3 protein-coding genes are annotated in these 19,652 nt (G+C 75.3%); all 3 read left to right on the top strand.

Annotated features, from left to right (window positions below):
- The first annotated feature begins 46 nt into the window (after positions 1-46).
- The gene (locus tag IE277_RS45335) at positions 47-8,188 is read left to right on the top strand and encodes a type I polyketide synthase (protein WP_229882548.1); all 8,142 of its coding nucleotides are present in this window, start codon (positions 47-49) and stop codon (positions 8,186-8,188) included.
- A gap of 59 nt (positions 8,189-8,247) precedes the next feature.
- A complete protein-coding gene (locus tag IE277_RS45330) occupies positions 8,248-13,104 on the top strand; it encodes a type I polyketide synthase (RefSeq protein ID WP_189959800.1) in 4,857 nt (1,618 codons plus the stop codon).
- A 50-nt stretch (positions 13,105-13,154) separates the two neighbouring features.
- On the top strand, positions 13,155-19,652 hold a 6,498-nt coding region (locus tag IE277_RS45325; protein WP_189959798.1), incomplete at its 3' end, for a type I polyketide synthase.

The raw sequence follows: 19,652 nt of genomic DNA, 5'->3' as shown, positions 1-19,652 counted from the left end.
CCACCTGGTCGCGGAGAGCATCACCCTCAACGCACCGTCCATCCCGGTGGTCTCCGGCGTCCACGGCGAGATCACCGACGACTGGGGCACCCCGGACTACTGGACCCGCCACCTCCGCGAGGCGGTCCGGTTCGCCGACACCGTCACCCGTCTTCGGGACAAGGGTGTCGAGACGTTCTTGGAGCTGGGGCCGGACGCGATCCTCACCGCGCTCACCCGGGCGACGCTCGAAGGGGCTGTCGTCGAGAGCGTCGTACGGAAGAACCGTCCGGAGGTGCGCACCCTGCTCGCCGCTGTCGCCCGGCTGCATGTCACCGGCACCCCGGTGGACTGGGCGTCCTTCTACGCCGGCACGAGTGCGCGGTACGTCGACCTGCCGACGTACCCCTTCCAGCACGAGCGGTACTGGATGTTCGGCGAGTTGACCGGAGGCACGGACGCCGCCGCTCTCGGTGTCGACCCGGCCGACCATCCGCTGCTGGGGGCCGTGGTCGCGGCCCCGGACGGCGAGAGCCTGACCTTCACCGGGCGCCTCGGACTGGACACCCACCCCTGGCTCGCGGACCACGACGTCCTCGGCGCCGTGCTGGTGCCGGGCACCGGATTCGTCGAACTCGCCCTGTACGCGGGCGAGCAGACCGGGCTCTCCACGCTGGAGGAGCTGATCCTGCAGGCGCCGCTGGTGCTGCCCGAGCGGGGCGGTGTCGCCCTCAGGGTGTCCGTGGGCGCGGTGGACGAGCTGGGCCGGCGCCCGGTGCGTGTGCACTCCAGAGCGCAGGAGGCCGCACCGGAGGAGCCCTGGCTGCTGCACGCCGAGGGCCTCCTCGGCAGCGAGCCGGCGGCCCCCGGACCGGATCTGACCGCCTGGCCGCCGCCCGCCGCCCGGCCGGTCCCCCTCGACGACGCCTATGGGCTGCTGCACGACCGGGGCTATGCGTACGGGCCGGTCTTCCAGGGGCTCACCGCCCTGTGGCGGGACGGCGAGACCGTGTACGCCGAGACCGAACTGCCCGAGCAGGCCCATGAGGACGCCGCCCGGTTCGGTCTGCACCCCGCCCTGCTCGACGCGGCCCTGCACGGTTCGCTGCTGGACGACGCACCGGCGTCGGACGCGGTGCTGCTGCCGTTCGCCTGGCGTGGTGTCGAGATCCACGCCGTCGGCGCCACCCGGCTGCGGGTGCGGATCGCGCCCGCCGGCGGTGACGGCATCACGGTGCACGGCGCCGACGACGAGGGACGCGCGGTGTTCCGCGTCGAGACCCTGCTGTCGCGGCCGGCCGCGCCGGTCGCCGCCGCCGACGAGGCGTCCGGCGGAGCGCTGTACGCCGTGGAACTGCGTCCGCTGCCCGCCGCGTCCGCGCCGCCGGCCGTCGACGTCCGCCGCTGGGCGGAGCGCGGCACCGGGCCGGTGCCCGACGTCATCCTGCTGGAGACGGGCCAGGAGCCGGGGGACGACGTGGCCGCGCAGGCGCGCCGGGCCACGGCGCGGGTGCTGGACGTCCTCCAGCAGTGGCTCGGTGACGAGCGGTTCGCCGACTCGCGGCTGGTCGTGGCCACCGCCGGAGCCGTCGCGGCGTCCGGCGCGGAGGTCACCGACCTGCCGGGTGCCGCCGTGCGCGGGCTGCTGCGTTCCGCACAGGCCGAGAACCCCGGCCGGATCGTGCTCGCCGACTTCGACGGCGACCCGGAGCCGTACCTCCCGGCCGTGCTCGCCGCCGAGGAACCCGAGGTCGTCGTACGGGACGGTGTGCCGCACGCGCCCCGGCTGGTGCGTGCCGAGTCCGCCGAGGCCGGCACCGCACAGGGCGAAACGATTCGCTTCGACGCGTCCGGCACCACCCTCGTCACCGGCGCCACCGGCACCCTCGGCCGTCTCGTGGCCCGGCACCTGGTCACCGGTCACGGTGTGCGCCGGCTGCTGCTGGTCAGCCGGCGCGGCGCGGCGGCCCCCGGCGCGGACGCGCTGCGCGCCGAACTGGCGGACCTCGGCGCCGAGGTGACCCTGGCCGCCTGCGATCTCTCCGACCTCGGCGCGGCCCGCGAGCTGCTCGACGGGCACGATGTGCGGGCCGTCGTCCACCTCGCCGGTGTCCTCGACGACGCCACCATCGGCTCGCTCACTCCCGGGCACCTCGACCGGGCCCTGCGCCCCAAGGCCGACGCCGCCTGGAACCTGCATGTCCTGACGCGGGACCAGGATCTCACCGCCTTCGTGCTGTTCTCCTCGGTCGCCGGCGTCCTCGGCAACCCCGGACAGGGCGGCTACGCGGCCGGCAACGCCTTCCTCGACGCGCTCGCCGCCCACCGCCGGGCGGCCGGCCTGCCCGGCCAGTCCCTCGCCTGGGGTCTGTGGGCCACCACCGGCGCCGACGGCAGCGTCAGCGGCGACGGTATGGCCGACGAACTGGCCGAGGCGGACCTGGAGCGCATGCGCCGCTCGGGCATCGGCGCACTCGCCGCCGAGCGCGGCCTCGCCCTGCTCGACGCCGCCGCGAGTGCCGGTACGGCGCTGCTGCTGCCCCTCGCCCTCGACCTGGGTGCGCTGCGCGCCGCCGCCGACGTGCCCGCCCAGTTCGGCGCGCTGGTGCGGCGCAGGGCGCGGGCCGCCACCCGCTCCGGCGCCCCGTCCGGCGCCGATGCGGGCGCCCGGCTCGCCGCGCTGGACGACAAGGAGCGCCGCCGCACCCTGCTGGACCTGGTCCGCAACCAGGTCGCGGCCATCCTCGGCCACCGCTCGGCGGCCGAGGTGGGCCCGGACCGGGCCTTCAACGAACTGGGCTTCGACTCGCTGACCGCGCTGGAGCTGCGCAACCAGCTGACCGCCGCCACCGGGCTGCGGCTGACCCCCACCCTCGTCTTCGACCACCCGAGCGCCCAGGCCGTCGCCGACCACCTCGACACCCTGCTCGCCGGCTCCGCCGGCCGCCCGGCCACCGCCGCGGTGGCCGTGGCCGCGGCCGACGACGACCCGATCGCGATCGTCGGCATGGCCTGCCGCTACCCCGGCGGGGTCCGCTCGCCGGAGGAACTGTGGCGGCTGGTCACCGACGGGACCGACGCCATCACGGAGTTCCCCGACAACCGCGGCTGGGACCTGCAGGGCCTCTACGACCCCGAGCCGGGCACCCCGGGCAAGGTGTACGTCCGCCACGGCGGCTTCCTGCACGACGCCGACGGGTTCGACGCCGCGTTCTTCGGGATCAGCCCGAACGACGCCCTGACCACCGACCCGCAGCACCGGCTGCTGCTGGAGGTCGCCTGGGAGGCGTTGGAGCGCGCCGCGATCGACCCGGCCACGCTCAAGGGCACCCAGGCCGGCGTGTTCGCGGGCATCATGTACCACGACTACACGGGCAACAGTGCCGCGGGATCGCTGGGTTCGGGCCGGGTGTCGTACACCTTCGGCCTGGAGGGCCCGTCCGTCACCGTCGACACCGCCTGCTCCTCCTCGCTGGTCGCGCTGCACCTGGCCGCGCAGGCGCTGCGCTCGGGCGAGTGCCCGCTGGCGCTGGTCGGCGGCGTCACCGTGATGGCGTCCACCGAGACCTTCGTGGAGTTCTCCCGGCAGCGCGGCCTCTCCCCGGACGGCCGCTGCAAGTCCTTCGCCGACTCCGCCGACGGGGCCGCCTGGTCCGAGGGCGTCGGTGTCCTCGTCGTCGAACGCCTCTCCGACGCCCGCCGCAACGGGCACCGGGTGCTCGCCGTGGTCCGCGGCTCCGCCGTCAACCAGGACGGCGCCAGCAACGGCCTGATGGCGCCCAACGGGCCCTCCCAGGAACGGGTCATCCGGCAGGCCCTCGCCAACGCCGGCCTGACGCCCGCCGAGGTCGACGCCGTCGAGGCGCACGGCACCGGTACCGCGCTCGGCGACCCGATCGAGGCCCAGGCGCTGCTCGCCACCTACGGGCAGGAGCGCGGGGACGCCGACCCGCTGTGGCTCGGCTCGATCAAGTCCAACATCGGCCACACCCAGGCCGCCGCCGGCGTCGCCGGGGTGATCAAGATGGTGCACGCCCTGCGGGCCGGGACCCTGCCCAAGTCGCTGCATCTGCACGAGCCGTCGACCAAGGTGGACTGGGACGCGGGCGCGGTCGCCCTCCTCGACGAGAGCCGCCCCTGGCCCGAGACCGGCCGGCCGCGCCGCGCCGGTGTCTCCTCCTTCGGCATCAGCGGCACGAACGCCCACGTCATCCTGGAGGCACCCGAGGCCTTTGAGGCCTCCGAGGCCCCGGAGGCCGGCCCGGCGGACGGTACGGACGGCTCGGACGGCGCCGCCCGGCCGCTGCCCTGGGTGGTCAACGCCCGTGACCCCGAGGGGCTGCGCGCCCAGGCCGTGCAGCTCCTCGACCACCTGGACCGCACGCCCGACGCCGATGCGCCGGACCTGGCGTACGCGCTGGCGACCGGCCGTACCCCGATGGAACACCGGGCCGTCTTCACCGCCGCCGGCCTCGCCGACGCCCGGCGTGAGCTGACCGCGCTCGCCGCGGGCTCCCCGGACGCGGCCCCGGCCGGACACGCCGGGCAGACGGCGGTGACCGCCTTCCTGTTCTCCGGACAGGGCGCCCAGCGGCCCGGCATGGGACGCGAACTGCACGCCGCCTTCCCCGTGTTCGCCGAGGCCTTCGACGCGGCCCTCGCCGAACTCGACCGGCACCTGGACCGCCCGCTGCGCGAGGTCGTCTGGGGCGAGGACGCGGAGCTGCTCAGCCGCACCGTGTACACCCAGACCGGCCTGTTCGCCTTCGAGACCGCCATGTTCCGGCTGCTGGAGTCCTGGGGAGTGTGCCCGGACCACCTGGCCGGGCACTCCATCGGCGAACTCGTCGCCGCCCATGTCTCCGGCGCCCTGTCTCTCGCCGACGCCGCCCGGCTGGTGGCCGCGCGCGGCCGGCTGATGCAGGCCCTCCCGGCGGGCGGCGCGATGACCGCCGTCCAGGCCACCGAGGAGGAGGTGGCACCGCTGCTGACTGACGAGATCAGTATCGGCGCCGTCAACGGGCCCCGCTCGGTCGTGCTGTCCGGCGGCGAGGACGCGGTACGGGCCGTGGCCGAGCACTTCGCGGACCAGGGACGCAAGACCTCCCGGCTGCGCGTCAGCCACGCCTTCCACTCGCCGCTGATGGAACCGATGCTCGCTCAGTTCGCCGAGGTCGCCGCCGGGCTGACGGTGACCGCCGGGCACATTCCGGTCGTCTCCAACGTCACCGGCCGGCTGCTGACCGCCGAGGAGATCGCCGACCCCGGCTACTGGGTACGGCACGTCAGGCAGGCCGTCCGGTTCGCCGACGGCATCCGCACCCTCGGCGAAGCCGGCGTCACCGCCTACCTGGAGGTCGGCCCCGACGCCGTGCTGTCCGGGCTCGGCCCGGCCTGCCTCGACGGCGTCCGGCCCCCGGCCTCCGAGGCCCGGTTCATCGCCCTCGCCCGCCGCGACCGCGACGAGGAGCACACCCTGGTGGCCGGCCTGGCCCAGGCCCACACCACGGGCGTGCCCGTCGACTGGGAGGCGTTCTTCGCCGGGCGCGGTGCCCGCCGTACCGACCTGCCGACGTACCCCTTCCGGCACGAGAGCTTCTGGGCGCTGCCCGAGCACACCGGCTCGGACGCCGGCACCCTCGGCCTCGACGCCCTCGACCACCCGCTGCTCGGTGCCGCCGTGCCCGCGCCCGGACCGGACGGCGGGGTGACGCTGACCGGACGCCCCGCCCGCGCCGCCCAGTCCTGGCTGGCCGACCACGACCTGCTCGGCACGGTCACGCTGCCGGCCGCCGCCCTGGTGGAGGCGGCCCTCACCGCCGGCGCCGAGCTCGGCTGGGACCGGCTGGCCGAACTCGCCGTCACCGCCCCGGTGGTGCTGCCCGAACAGGGTGGCGTCCCGTTGCACGTGGTCGTCGGCGGCGCCGCCGAGGACGGCCGGCGCCCCGTCACCGTGTACGCGCGCGGCACCGACGGCACGCCGGACTCCTGGGTCCGGCACGCCGACGGCTTCCTGGACCGCTCCGGCACCGCACCGTCGTACGACCTGGCCGCCTGGCCGCCGCCGGGTGCCGAGCCCGCGTCCGCCGACGACGCCCACGACCGGCTGCTCGCCCGCGGCCACGGCTATGGGCCGGTGTTCCAGGGGCTGCGGTCGGCCTGGCGGCGCGGCGGCGAACTGTTCGCCGAGATCACCCTGCCCGAGGAGGCGGAGGCCCTCGCCGCCCGCTTCGCACTGCACCCGGCCCTGCTGGACGCCGCCCTGCACCTCGCGGTGGACCAGGCCGCGGCCGAGGGCCCGCTGACCGCCTCGCACTGGTCCGGCGTCACCGTCCACCGCACCGGTGCGGCCGGCCCGCTGCGGGTGCGGCTCGCCGAGGACGAACCGGGCGCCTGGACGCTGTGGGCGGCCGACGCCGACGGCACCCCCGTGCTGTCCGCCGACGCGGTCCGGCACAGCCCGGTCAGCGCCGCCGAACTGCGCACCGGTGCACCGGCGGGCGCGCTGTACCGGCTCGCCTGGCAGCAGACGGCGGCCGGTACGCCCCTGGCGGAGGACGCCGTAGAGGTGTTCCGGACGCCCGCCGAGGGCGCCGTGCCCGCCGTACTGGCCGAGCTGGCCGGACACCTGGGCGAGGGGCAGGAGTCCCGGCCGCCGCTCGCCGTCGTCACCCGGGGCGCGACGGCCGTCCGCCCGGACAGCGCACCCGAGCCCGAACAGGCCGCCGTATGGGGTCTGGTGCGGGCCGCGCAGGGCGAACACCCCGGCCGCCTCCTGCTCGTGGACACCGACGGCACCGACGCCTCCGACGCCATGCTGTACGCCGCGCTCGGCACCGGACCGACCGAACTCGCCCTGCGCGAGGGGGCCGTGTACGGCGCCGGCTTGACCCGGGTCACCGGGACGACGGCCGCCCCGGCCGCCCTGAACGGCGGCACCGTCCTGCTCACCGGGCCCGCGGGACCGGCCGGCGAGACCGTGGCACGCCATCTGGCGGACACCTACGGCGCACGGGTGCTGCTGGTGACCGGCGGCGCGGGCGCGGCCGAACCGCCCGCCGTCGCGGCGCAGGCGCTGCCCGGCACCTGCACCGTCGTGCCCGCCGACCCGGCCGACCGCGGGGCGCTGCGGGCCCTGCTGGACGAACTGCCCGCCGCACACCCCCTGGTGGCCGTCGTCCATCTCGCCCCCGTCCCCGAGGGCGGCCGCGCCGACGCCACCGACCCGGCCGCCGTCGAGGCCGCCACCGCCGGCGCCCGGCTGCTCGACGAACTCACCCGGGACCGTGACCTCGCCGCCTTCCTGGTGCTGACCTCCACCGCCGGCCTCATGCACGGCGCCGGACAGGGCGCCCTGGCCGCGAGCGCCACCCGGCTGGCCGCCCTGGTACGGCGCCGCCACCACCAGGGCCTGCCCGGTACCTGCCTCGCCGTCGGCCCGTGGCAGGCCGGTCCGGAGAGCGCGGAGCAGCGGCAGCTGCTGGCCGGCCTCGGCCTGCCCGCGCTCGACACCGAACGCGGCCTCGCCCTCCTCGACGAGGCGCTGCGCAGCGGCGAACCCGACCTCGCCGCCTTCGACCTCGACCGGGCCGTGCTGCGCACCCCGTCCGCCGGACGGCTGCCCGCCGTACTGGCCGCTCTGGTGCGGGGACCGGACCGGCACAAGGGCAGGGGCGGCGCCGACCAGGCCGCCGAACTGCACCGCAGGCTCGACGGCCTGGACGCGGCCGACCGGCTGCGGGTGCTGGTGGAGGTGGTTCGCTCGCAGGTCGCCGGACTCCTCGGACACGCCTCGGCCGACGCCGTGCCCGCCGACCGCTCCTTCCAGGAACTCGGCTTCGACTCGCTGGCCGTCGTCGAACTGCGCGCCCGGCTGGGCGCGGCCACCGGGCTCGCCCTGCCCGCGAGCCTCGCCTTCGACTTCCCGACCTCACGGGCCGTCGCCGACTATCTGGACTCCGCGCTGGAGCCCGCCGTCGACGACGGCACCCGGGTCCTGACCACCGCCCTGGACCAGCTGGACGCGGCGCTCGCCGCCGTCGGCTCCGGCGCGGCCGACCCAGCGGGCGTCACCGCCCGGCTGGAGGCGGTGCTGCGGCGCTGGCAGGACTCGCAGGGCGCCCGCCAAGAAACCCCGGAGCAGGACCTGGCCGGGGCCTCCGACGACGAACTGTTCGCGGCACTGGACCGGGAACTGGGGCTGTCCTGACCGCTGGTCACGCCCCGACCGGCATGTATCACCGCCCGCTTCAGATTGGTTGACCTCAGATGCCTGACCAGGACAAGCTCCGCGAATACCTCCGGCGTGCCACGGCCGACCTGCAGCACGCCAAGCGGCGGCTGCGCGAGGCCGAGGCCCGCGAGCACGAGCCGATCGCGATCGTGGGCATGAGCTGCCGCTACCCGGGCGGGGTGAACTCCCCCGAGGACCTGTGGAACCTGGTGGCCGGCGGCGGCGACGGCATCACCGGCTTCCCCCTCAACCGCGGCTGGGACGTGGCCGGCCTGTACGACCCCGAGCCGGGCACCCCCGGCAAGTCCTACGCCCGCGAAGGCGGCTTCCTGCACGAGGCCGACGCCTTCGACGCCGACTTCTTCAAGATCAGCCCGAAGGAGGCGAAGGAGACCGACCCGCAGCAGCGGCTGCTGCTGGAGACCTCCTGGGAGGCCCTGGAGCGGGCTTCGATCGACCCGCTGTCGCTCAAGGGCAGCCGTACCGGCGTGTTCGCGGGCGTCGTCTACCACGACTACCCCTCCGACGGCGGCACCGGCGGCCTCGGCAGCGTGGCCTCCGGCCGTATCTCCTACATCCTCGGCCTGGAGGGCCCGGCGGTCACCATCGACACCGCCTGCTCCTCCTCCCTGGTCGCACTGCACTGGGCGGTCAAGGCGCTGCGCGCCGGAGAGTGCACCCTGGCCCTGGCCGGCGGGGTCACCGTGATGGCCACGCCCACCTCGTTCGTCGGCTTCAGCCAGGAGCGGGGCCTGGCGCCCGACGGCCGCTGCAAGTCCTTCGCCGCCGCCGCCGACGGCACCGGCTGGGGCGAGGGCGTCGGCATGCTCGTCCTGGAACGGCTCGCCGACGCGACGGCCAAGGGGCACCCGGTGCTCGGCGTGGTCCGCGGTTCCGGCATCAACCAGGACGGCGCCTCCAACGGTCTGACCGCCCCCAACGGCCCCGCCCAGCAGCGCCTGATCCGGCAGACGCTGGCGGCCGCCCAGCTCACCGCCGACCAGGTCGACGCGGTCGAGGCCCACGGCACGGGTACGACGCTCGGCGACCCGATCGAGGCGCAGGCGCTGCTCGCCACCTACGGCCAGGACCGCCCCGCCGACCAGCCGCTGTGGCTCGGGTCGATCAAGTCCAACATCGGGCACGCGCAGGCCGCGGCGGGTGTCGGCGGCGTCATCAAGATGGTCGAGGCGATCCGGCACGGCATCCTGCCCAAGACCCTGCACGTCGACGAGCCCAGCCCCAAGGTCGACTGGTCGGCGGGGAACATCGCGCTGCTCACCGAGGCGACCGAGTGGCCCGACCGGGGCCGCCCGCGCCGGGCCGCGGTCTCGGCGTTCGGCCTGAGCGGCACCAACGCCCACGTGATCATCGAGCAGGCACCCGAACCCGAGCCCGCCGAAGCCGCCGAAGCCGCCGACGAGAGCGCTGGGAAGGCCGCCGAGGTCACGGCCACGGTCGTCCCGCTCGCCCTGTCCGCCCGGACCCCCGACGCCCTGCGCGCCCAGGCCGCCCGCCTGCTCGCCCACACCGAACAGCACCCGGTGTCCGTCACCGACCTCGGTCTGTCCCTGGCCACCACCCGGGCCGCCCTGGAGCACCGGGCCGTCCTCCTCGCCGCCGACCGGGACGAACTGACCGCGGGCCTGACCGCGCTCGCCGCCGGCGACACCCCCGAGGGCACCGCCCACGCGGTCGCCGAACCCGATGCGCGCCTCGCCTTCCTGTTCTCCGGACAGGGCGCCCAGCGCCTCGGCATGGGCCGTGAACTGCACGCCGCCTTCCCCGTGTTCGCCGCCGCCCTGGACGAGGCGGCCGCCGCGCTCGACCCCGGCCTCGGCACCCCGCTCAAGGACGTCATGTGGGGCGAGGACGAGGAACTGCTGAACAGCACCGCCTACACCCAGCCCGCCCTGTTCGCCGTGGAGAGCGCCCTGTACCGGCTGGTGACCTCCTGGGGCATCCGTCCGGACTGCCTCGCCGGGCACTCCATCGGCGAGATCACCGCCGCCCACGTCTCCGGCGCGATCTCGCTGCAGGACGCGGCCCGTCTCGTCACCGCGCGCGGACGCCTCATGCAGGCGCTCCCGGCGGGCGGCACCATGGCGGCCGTCCAGGCCACCGAGGACGAGGTCCGCCCCCACCTCACCGACGACACCGGCATCGCCGCGGTCAACGGGCCGTCCTCCGTGGTGGTCTCCGGCGCCCGCGACACCGTCCTCGCGATCGCCGCCCACTTCAAGGAGCAGGGCCGCAAGACCCGCGAACTGCGCGTCAGCCACGCCTTCCACTCGCCGCTGATGGAGCCGATGCTGGACGAGTTCCGGGCCGTCGCCGAGAGCGTCACCTGGCAGCCGGCCCGCCTCCCCGTCGTCTCCAACCTCACCGGACGCCCCGCCGCCCCCGGCGAACTGCAGGACCCCGGCTACTGGGTACGGCACGTCCGCGAGGCCGTCCGCTTCGGCGACGCCCTCACCACCATGGCCGCGGACGGCATCCGCGTCTTCCTCGAACTGGGCCCCGACGCCGCGCTCACCCCCATGGCCGGCGACTCCCTGCCCGCCACCGCGACCGTCGCACCCGTGCTGCGCCGCGGCCGGGACGAGGAACGCACCCTGCTCGCCGCCCTCGGCCAGGCCTTCGCCCACGGCTGCGCGACGGACTGGGACGCCTTCTTCGCCGGCCGCGGCGGCCACCGCGCCGACCTGCCCACCTACCCCTTCCAGCACCGCACGTACTGGGCCGAGGAAACCCCCTCCGCGCCCGCGCCGGCCGCCGCCACCCCGGACGCCGCCGACACCGCCTTCTGGAACGCCGTCGAGCACACCGACATCGCCGCCCTCGCCACCCGGCTGGAGATCGACCAGGCGCCCCTCGCCGAGGTGCTGCCCGCCCTCGCCGGCTGGCGCGAACGCCACCACGCCCTGCACACCCTCGACTCCTGGCGCTACCGCGTCACCTTCCAGCCCGCCCCCGAGGCCGCCGGCACCGACCCCGCCCTGTCGGGCACCTGGCTGGTCGTCGTACCCGAACAGGCCGCCGGCGACCCCCGGGTGACCTCCGTCGTCGCCGCGCTCGCCACGCACGGCGCCACCCCCCAGGTACTGGAGACCGACGGCGAGGACCGGGCCGCGCTCACCCGCACCCTGCACGACACCACCCCGACCGCGGTGGTCTCCCTGCTCGCCCTCGACGAACGCCCGCACCCCGGCCACCCCGTGCTCAGCCGCGGCCTGGCCGACACCCTGACCCTCGTCCAGGCACTCGGCGACGCGCAGCTCACCGCACCCCTGTGGCTGCTCACCTGCCAGGCCGCCGCCGTGGCCGGCCCGCACGATGTGACCGCGCTGCCGCAGACCCCGCTGTGGGGCTTCGCCGGCACCCTCGCCCTCGACCTGCCGGACACCTACGGCGGCATCGCCGACCTCCCCGCCGACCTCGACGAGCGCTCCGCCCGCCACCTCGCCGCCTGGCTCTCCGGCCGCACCGGCGAGGACGCCGTCGCACTGCGCCCCCAGGGCGTGTTCGTACGGCGCCTGGTGCGCGCCCCCGTCGCGGCCGCCGGCCCGGCCCGCGCCTGGCAGCCGCACGGCACCGTCCTCATCACCGGCGGCACCGGCGGTCTCGGCGCCCATGTCGCCCGCACCTTCGCCGCCGAGGGCGCCCAGCACCTGCTGCTCACCAGCCGACGCGGCCCCGCCGCCGAGGGCACCGCCGAACTCGTCGCCGAACTGGAGGAGTTGGGCGCCCGCGTCACCGTAGAGGCCTGCGATGTCACCGACCGCGCCGCCCTCGCCCGGATCCTGGACGCCGTACCCGCGGAACTGCCGCTGACCGTGGTCGTGCACGCGGCCGGCGCCATGCAGCGCATCGCCGCCCCCGCCGACCTGCCGCTCGCCGAGTTCGCCGACGTCGCCGACGCCAAGGTCACCGGCGCCCTGCACCTCGACGAGCTGCTCGGCGACCGGCCGCTGGACGCCTTCGTGCTGTTCTCCTCCGGCGCCGCCGTCTGGGGCAGCGCCGGACAGGGCGCCTACGCCGCCGCCAACGCCCACCTCGACGGGCTCGCCCACCGCAGGCGCGCCCAGGGCCGCACCGTCACCTCCATCGCCTGGAGCTCCTGGGCGGGCGGCATGGTCGACGCCGAACTCGCCGCCATGATGCGCCGCATCGGCGCCCCCGCCATGCGGCCCGAGATCGCCGTCGGCGCGCTCCGCCAGGTCGTCGAGCACCAGGAGAGCCACCTGGTGGTCGCCGAGTTCGACTGGGAACGGTTCGTCCCCACCTACACCCTCGCCCGCCCCCGCCCGCTGCTCGACGCCCTGCCCGAGGTCCGCGCCGTCCTCGCCGGACCGGCCACCACCGACACCGGGACCGGCTCCGCTCTCGTCGCCGGCCTGGCCGGCCAGCCCGAGGCGGAGCAGACCCGGGTGCTGCTCGACCTCGTCCGCACCAAGGTCGCCGCCCTCCTCGGCTACGACTCCCCGGCCGAGCTCGAACCCACCCGGGCCTTCGAGGACCTGGGCTTCGACTCCGTCGCCGCCGTCGAACTGCGCGCCCGGCTCAGCGAGGCCACCGGCGTCAGCCTGCCCAGCACCATGGTCTTCGACCACGCCACACCCGCCGCCCTCGCCACGTTCCTGCGCGGCGAACTCGTACCGGACTCCGCCGGCGGCACGGACGTACTCGCCGAACTCGACCGCTTCGAACAGCTCGCGGCCTCCCTCGACCTCGAACAGATCCGCAGCACCCGCATCACCTCGCGGCTGCAGGCCCTGGTCGGCAGGCTCACCGACCTCCAGGGCGACGGCGAGACCGTCCGCGACCAGCTCCAATCGGCCTCGGCGGACGACGTGTTCGCCTTCATCGACCAAGAACTCGGCCTGGCCTGACCGAGCACACCTGACGACCCGTTCACCAAAAGGACTCGGTGGGACCCGACATGGCAAACGACGAGAAGATCCTCGACTACCTGAAGAAGGTCACGGCCGACCTGCACCAGACCCGCCAGCGGTTGCAGGACGCCGAGGCCCAGGCCCGGGAACCCATCGCGATCGTGGCCATGAGCTGCCGCTTCCCGGGCGGCATCAGCACGCCCGAGGAACTGTGGCAGCTGGTCGCCGAGGGCCGTGACGCCGTCCGGGGCATGCCCACCGACCGCGGCTGGGACCTGGAAGCCCTCATGGACCCCGACCCCGACGCGCCCGGCTCCAGCTACGTCCACGAGGGCGGCTTCCTCGACGAAGCCGGCCTGTTCGACGCCGGGTTCTTCGGCATCAGCCCCATGGAGGCGGAGGGCACCGACCCGCAGCAGCGGCTCATGCTGGAGGTGTCCTGGGAAGCCCTCGAACGCGCCGGGATCGACCCCGAGACCCTGCGCGGCTCCCGCGTCGGCGTCTACATGGGCTCCGGCATCCAGGACTACGGCGACAACGAGGAAGGCGTCCCCGAGGCCGTACAGGCCTACATGGCCACCTCCCGCGCCTCCTCGGTGATCTCCGGCCGGGTCTCCTACGTCCTCGGTCTGGAGGGCCCCTCCCTCACCGTCGACACCGCCTGCTCCTCCTCACTGGTCTCCATCCACCTCGCCGCACAGGCGCTGCGCAACAACGAGTGCGCCATCGCCCTCGCCGGCGGCGTCATGATCATGTCGACGGCGGCGCCGTTCGTGGCGTTCAGCAAGCAGAAGGGCCTCTCGCCCGACGGCCGCTGCCGGGCGTTCTCCGACTCCGCCGACGGCACCGGCTGGGCCGAGGGCGCCGGCGTCGTCCTGCTGGAGCGCCTCTCCGACGCCCGCCGCAACGGCCACCAGGTCCTCGCCGTCATCCGCGGCTCCGCCCTCAACTCCGACGGCGCCTCCAACGGCCTCACCGCCCCCAGCGGCCCCGCCCAGCAGCGCGTCATCCGGCAGGCCCTGGCCAACGCGGGTGTGCCCGGCGCCCACGTCGACCTCGTCGAGGCCCACGGCACCGGCACCACCCTCGGCGACCCCATCGAGGCCCAGGCCCTCCTCGCCACCTACGGCCAGGACCACACCGCCGAACGGCCGCTGCGCCTCGGCTCCTTCAAGTCCAACATCGGCCACGCCCAGGGCGCCGCCGGCGTCGGCGGCGTCATCAAGACCGTCATGGCGCTGCGCAACGGCCTGATGCCGCGCACCCTGCATGTGTCCGAGCCCTCCAGCCATGTCGACTGGACCGCCGGCCACGTCGAACTCCTCACCGAGGCACTGCCCTGGGAGAAGCCCGAGGACCACCCGCGCACCGCCGCCGTCTCCGCCTTCGGCCTCAGCGGCACCAACGCCCACGTCATCATCGAGGAGGCCGCCGACCCCGAGCCCGCCGAGGAGGCCGCCGAACAGGCCCCGCCCGCCGTCGCCTCCCCGCTGCTGCCCCACCTCGTCTCCGCACGCGGCGCCCGCGCCCTCAAGGGCCAGGCCGAGCGGCTCGCCGCGTTCGTCCGCGAGCACCCCGACACCGCCCTGCCCGACCTCGGCCACTCCCTGCTCACCCGGCGCAGCGCCTTCGACCAGCGGGCCGTGGTCCTGGCCGGCGACCGCGACACCCTGCTGACCGGCCTCGACGCGCTCGCCGCCGGCGACAAGGCCGCCCATGTCGTGCGCGGCACCGCCGCCGGCAGCCCCCGGGTCGCGTTCGTCTTCCCCGGCCAGGGCTCCCAGTGGGCCGGCATGGCCGTCGAACTCGCCGCCGCCCACCCGGCGTTCGCCCAGCAGCTGCGTGCCTGCAACGAAGCACTGTCGGAGTTCGTCGACTGGGACCTCCTCGACGTCCTCCACGCACGCGAGGGCGCCCCCACCTTCGCCGAGGTCGACGTCGTCCAGCCGGTGCTGTGGGCCGTGATGGTCTCCCTCGCCGCGCTGTGGCGCTCCTTCGGCGTCGAACCGGACGCCGTCGTCGGACACTCCCAGGGCGAGATCGCGGCGGCCACCGTCGCCGGCGCCCTCACCCTCCAGGACGGCGCCCGCGTCGTCGCCCTGCGCAGCCAGATCATCCGCGACGGACTCGCCGGACTGGGCGGCATGATGTCCGTACGGCTGCCCGCCGCCGACGCCGAGGAACTGCTGCCCCGCTTCGAGGGCCGGCTCCAGCTGGCCGTCATCAACAGCCCCACCTCGGTGGTGGTCTGCGGCGACACCGACTCCCTCGACGAGCTGTACGAGGACCTCACCGCACGCGACATCCAGGCCCGCAAGATCCCCGTGGACTACGCCTCGCACTCGGTGTTCGTCGAGGAGATCCGCGACCGGGTGATCCCCGCCCTCTCCGCCGTCGCCCCCCGCACCGCCCCCGTCGCCTTCTACTCCACCGTCACCGGCGCCCCCCTCGACACCGCCGGCCTGGACGGCGACTACTGGTACCGCAACCTGCGCCAGACCGTCCGCTTCGAGGAGACCACCCGGGCCCTGCTCGACGACGGCTTCACCGTGTTCGTCGAGGCCAGCCCGCACCCCGGGCTTCTGGTCGGACTCGCCGAGACGGTCACCACCACCGGCGCCACCGCCGCCGGCGTGGGCTCGCTGCGCCGCGGCGAAGGCGGCCTGGACCGCTTCGTCACCTCCCTCGCCGAGGCCCACGTGGCCGGCGCCCCCGTCGACTGGACCCAGTTCTACGGCGGCCCCGCCACCCCCGTCGACCTGCCCACCTACGCCTTCCAGCGCGAGCACTACTGGGCCGAACCACCCGCCGTCCGCGGCGATGTGGCCGCCGCCGGCCTGGAGGACGCCGGCCACCCGCTGCTCGGCGCGGTCGTCACCGCCCCCGACGGCGACGGCTTCACCCTCACCGGTCGGCTCGCCCTGGCCACCCACGGCTGGCTCGGCGACCACCGCGTCGGCGACAGCGCCTTCTTCCCCGGCACCGGATTCGTCGAACTCGCCGTCCGCGCCGGCGACCGCGCCGGCTGCACCACCCTCGACGAACTCACCCTGGAAGCCCCGCTGATCCTGCCCGAGCGCGGCGGCGTCGCCCTGCGCGTCACCGTCGACGCCGCCGACCCGGCCGGCCGCCGCACCGTCACCGTCCACTCCCGCGCCGAGGACACCGGCGGCACCTGGACCCGGCACGCCGTCGGCACCCTCAGCCGCACCCCCGCCCCGGCACAGCCCCTCGACACCGCCTGGCCCCCGCAGGGCGCCGAACCCGTCGACCTCGACGGCTTCTACGCCGCCGTCGCCGCCGAGGGCCTCGGCTACGGCCCCGTCTTCCAGGGCCTGAGCGCCGCCTGGCGCAGCGGCACCGACCTCTACGCCGAAGCCCGGCTGCCCGAGGGCACCGACGGCTCCGCCTACGGCCTGCACCCCGCCCTCCTCGACGCCGCCCTGCACACCGTCGCGCTCACCGGCGTCACCGGCGACCAGGCCGCCCTGCCCTTCTCCTTCACCGGTGTCTCCCTCGCCGCCGAGGGCGCCACCGCCGTCCGCGTCCGGGTCCGTACCCTCGGCGACGGCGAGGTCTGCGTCGACCTGGCCGACCCCACCGGCACCCCCGTCGCCACCGTCGGATCCCTGGTCCTGCGCCCCCTGAGCGCCGAGCAGACCGACACCACGGCCGCCCTCGCCCGCGACGCCCTCTTCCGCCTCGACTGGCAGCCCGTCCCGCCCGCCGCCACCGACGACCTCACCACCGGCACCTGGGACGAACTCGGCGAGAACGTCCCCGACGTGGTGCTGTACCGGCCCGCCCCGGGCACCGACGCCGACGCCGCGCACACCGCCGTCCACCAGACCCTGGACGTCGTACGGCAGTGGCTGGCCGAGGAGCGCTACGACGGCGCCACCCTCGTCGTCCACACCGAGGGCGCGGTCGCCGCCGCCCCCGGCGACGACGTCACCGACCTCGCGGGCGCCGCCGTCTGGGGCCTGGTCCGCTCCGCCCAGTCGGAGAACCCCGGCCGCGTCGTCCTCCTCGACGGCCCCGCCGACGCGGCCCCGGGCGCCGTCGCCTCCGGCGAGTCCCAGCTGGCGGCACGCGACGGCGCCCACCTGGCCCCGCGCCTGGTCCGTGCCGGCGAACCGGCCGACAGCACACCCGAGTTCACCCCCGACGGCACGGTCCTCCTGGTCGGCGGCACCGGAGTCCTCGGCCGGGTCTTCGCCCGCCACCTGGTCACCGAACACGGCGTACGGCACCTGCTGCTCACCAGCCGGCGCGGCCCGGAGTCCGCCGGAGCCGCCGAACTCATCGACGAAATAAGGGAGTTGGGGGCCGAAGCGCAAGTCGTCGCCTGCGACGCCGCCGACCGTGACGCGCTGGCCGCGCTCCTTACGGCCGTCCCCGCCGAACACCCCCTCACCGGCGTCCTCCACCTCGCCGGTGTCCTCGACGACGGCATCCTCGCCTCCCTCACCCCCGAACGCGTCGACGCCGTCCTCACACCCAAGACCGACGCCGCCTGGAACCTGCACGAACTCACCCGCGACCTGGACCTGACGGCCTTCGTGCTGTTCTCCTCCGTCGCCGGCACCTTCGGCAACCCCGGCCAGGCCAACTACGCCGCCGCCAACGCCTACCTCGACGCCCTCGCCGCCCACCGCCGCGCGGCCGGCCTGCCCGCCCAGTCCCTCGCCTGGGGCTTCTGGGGCGAGGCCAGCGGCATGACCGGCGCCCTCACCGACGCCGAACGCACCCGCATCGCCGCCCAGGGCGGCGTCCTGCCCATCGCCAACGACGAGGGCGTGATCCTCTTCGACGCGGCCCGCCGGGCCGGCGACGCCACGCTCGTCCCGGTCAAGCTCCATCTCGCCGCCGTCCGCGCCCAGGGCGCCGCCGCCCGCGAGGTGTTCCGGGCCCTCGCCCCGGTCACCGCCCGCCGCCGGGCCGGTGCCAAGGCCGTCGCCGCCGGCGGACTCCAGCAGCAGCTGGCCGCCCTCGCCGAGGCCGACCGCGAGAACGCCGTCCTGGAGATCGTCCTCCAGCAGATCGCCGACGTCCTCGGCTACGGCTCCACCGCGGCCATCGAACCCGAGCGCGCCTTCAAGGAGATGGGCTTCGACTCACTGCGGGCCGTGGAGTTCCGCAACGGCCTGGCCGAGGCCACCGCACTGCGGCTGCCCGCCACCGTCGTCTTCGACTACCCCAACCCGCTCGGTCTCGCCCGCCACCTCCTCGCCGAGGTCACCGGCCTGCCCGCCCAGGCGGCCGCCCCCGCCGTCGTACCGGCCGCGCCGGGCGCGAGCGACGACCCGATCGTCATCGTCGGCATGGCCTGCCGCTACCCCGGCGGCATCTCCTCACCCGAGGACCTGTGGCAGACGGTCGCGAACGGCGTCGACACCATCTCCGCGTTCCCCACCGACCGCGGCTGGGACATCCCCCGCATCTACGACCCCGAGGGCCTGCGCCCCGACACCAGCTACACCGACCAGGGCGGCTTCCTGTACGAGGCCGGCGACTTCGACCCCGGCTTCTTCGGTATCGCCCCCAACGAGGCACTCATCATGGACCCCCAGCAGCGGCTGCTGCTGGAGGCGTCCTGGGAGGCGTTCGAGGACGCCGGGATCGACCCGCGCAGCCTCAAGGGCAGCCGCACCGGCGTCTACGCCGGGATGATGTACCACGACTACGCCCACAACGCCTCCACCGGCGGCATCGCCTCCGGCCGCATCTCCTACGTCCTCGGCGTCGAGGGCCCGTCGATGACCGTCGACACGGCCTGCTCGTCCTCGCTGGTCTCCCTGCACCTGGCCGCCCAGGCGCTGCGCTCCGGCGAGTGCACCCTCGCCCTGGTCGGCGGCGTCACCGTCATGTCCGACCCGGAGATCTTCGTCGAGTTCAGCCGGCAGCGCGGCATGGCGAAGGACGGCCGCTGCAAGTCCTTCGCGGGTGCCGCCGACGGCGCCGCCTGGTCGGAGGGTGTCGGCGTCCTCGTCGTCGAGCGCCTCTCCGACGCCCGCCGCAACGGCCACCATGTCCTCGCCGTCGTCAAGTCCTCCGCCGTGAACCAGGACGGCGCCTCCAACGGCCTCACCGCCCCCAACGGCCCCTCCCAGCAGCGGGTCATCCAGCAGGCACTGGCGTCCGCGGGCCTGACCACCGCCGACGTCGACGCCGTCGAGGCCCACGGCACGGGCACCACGCTCGGCGACCCGATCGAGGCCCAGGCGCTGCTGGCGACCTACGGCCAGGACCGGGACGAGGACAAGCCGCTCTGGCTGGGCTCCCTGAAGTCCAACATCGGTCACGCACAGGCCGCCGCGGGCGTCGCCGGCATCATCAAGATGGTCCAGGCACTGCGCAAGGGCACCCTGCCGAAGACGTTGCATGTGGATGAGCCGACGCCGCATGTGGACTGGGAGGCGGGCAACGTCAGGCTGCTGACGGAGGCGGTCGAGTGGCCGTCGTCCGCCGACTGTGTGCGTCGCGCGGGTGTCTCTTCGTTCGGTCTGAGTGGCACGAACGCTCACGTGATCCTGGAGGAGGCT

This window comes from Streptomyces alanosinicus, assembly GCF_014650595.1.
Lineage (GTDB): Bacteria > Actinomycetota > Actinomycetes > Streptomycetales > Streptomycetaceae > Streptomyces > Streptomyces alanosinicus.
This window is presented reverse-complemented; position numbering and strand designations above follow the sequence as displayed.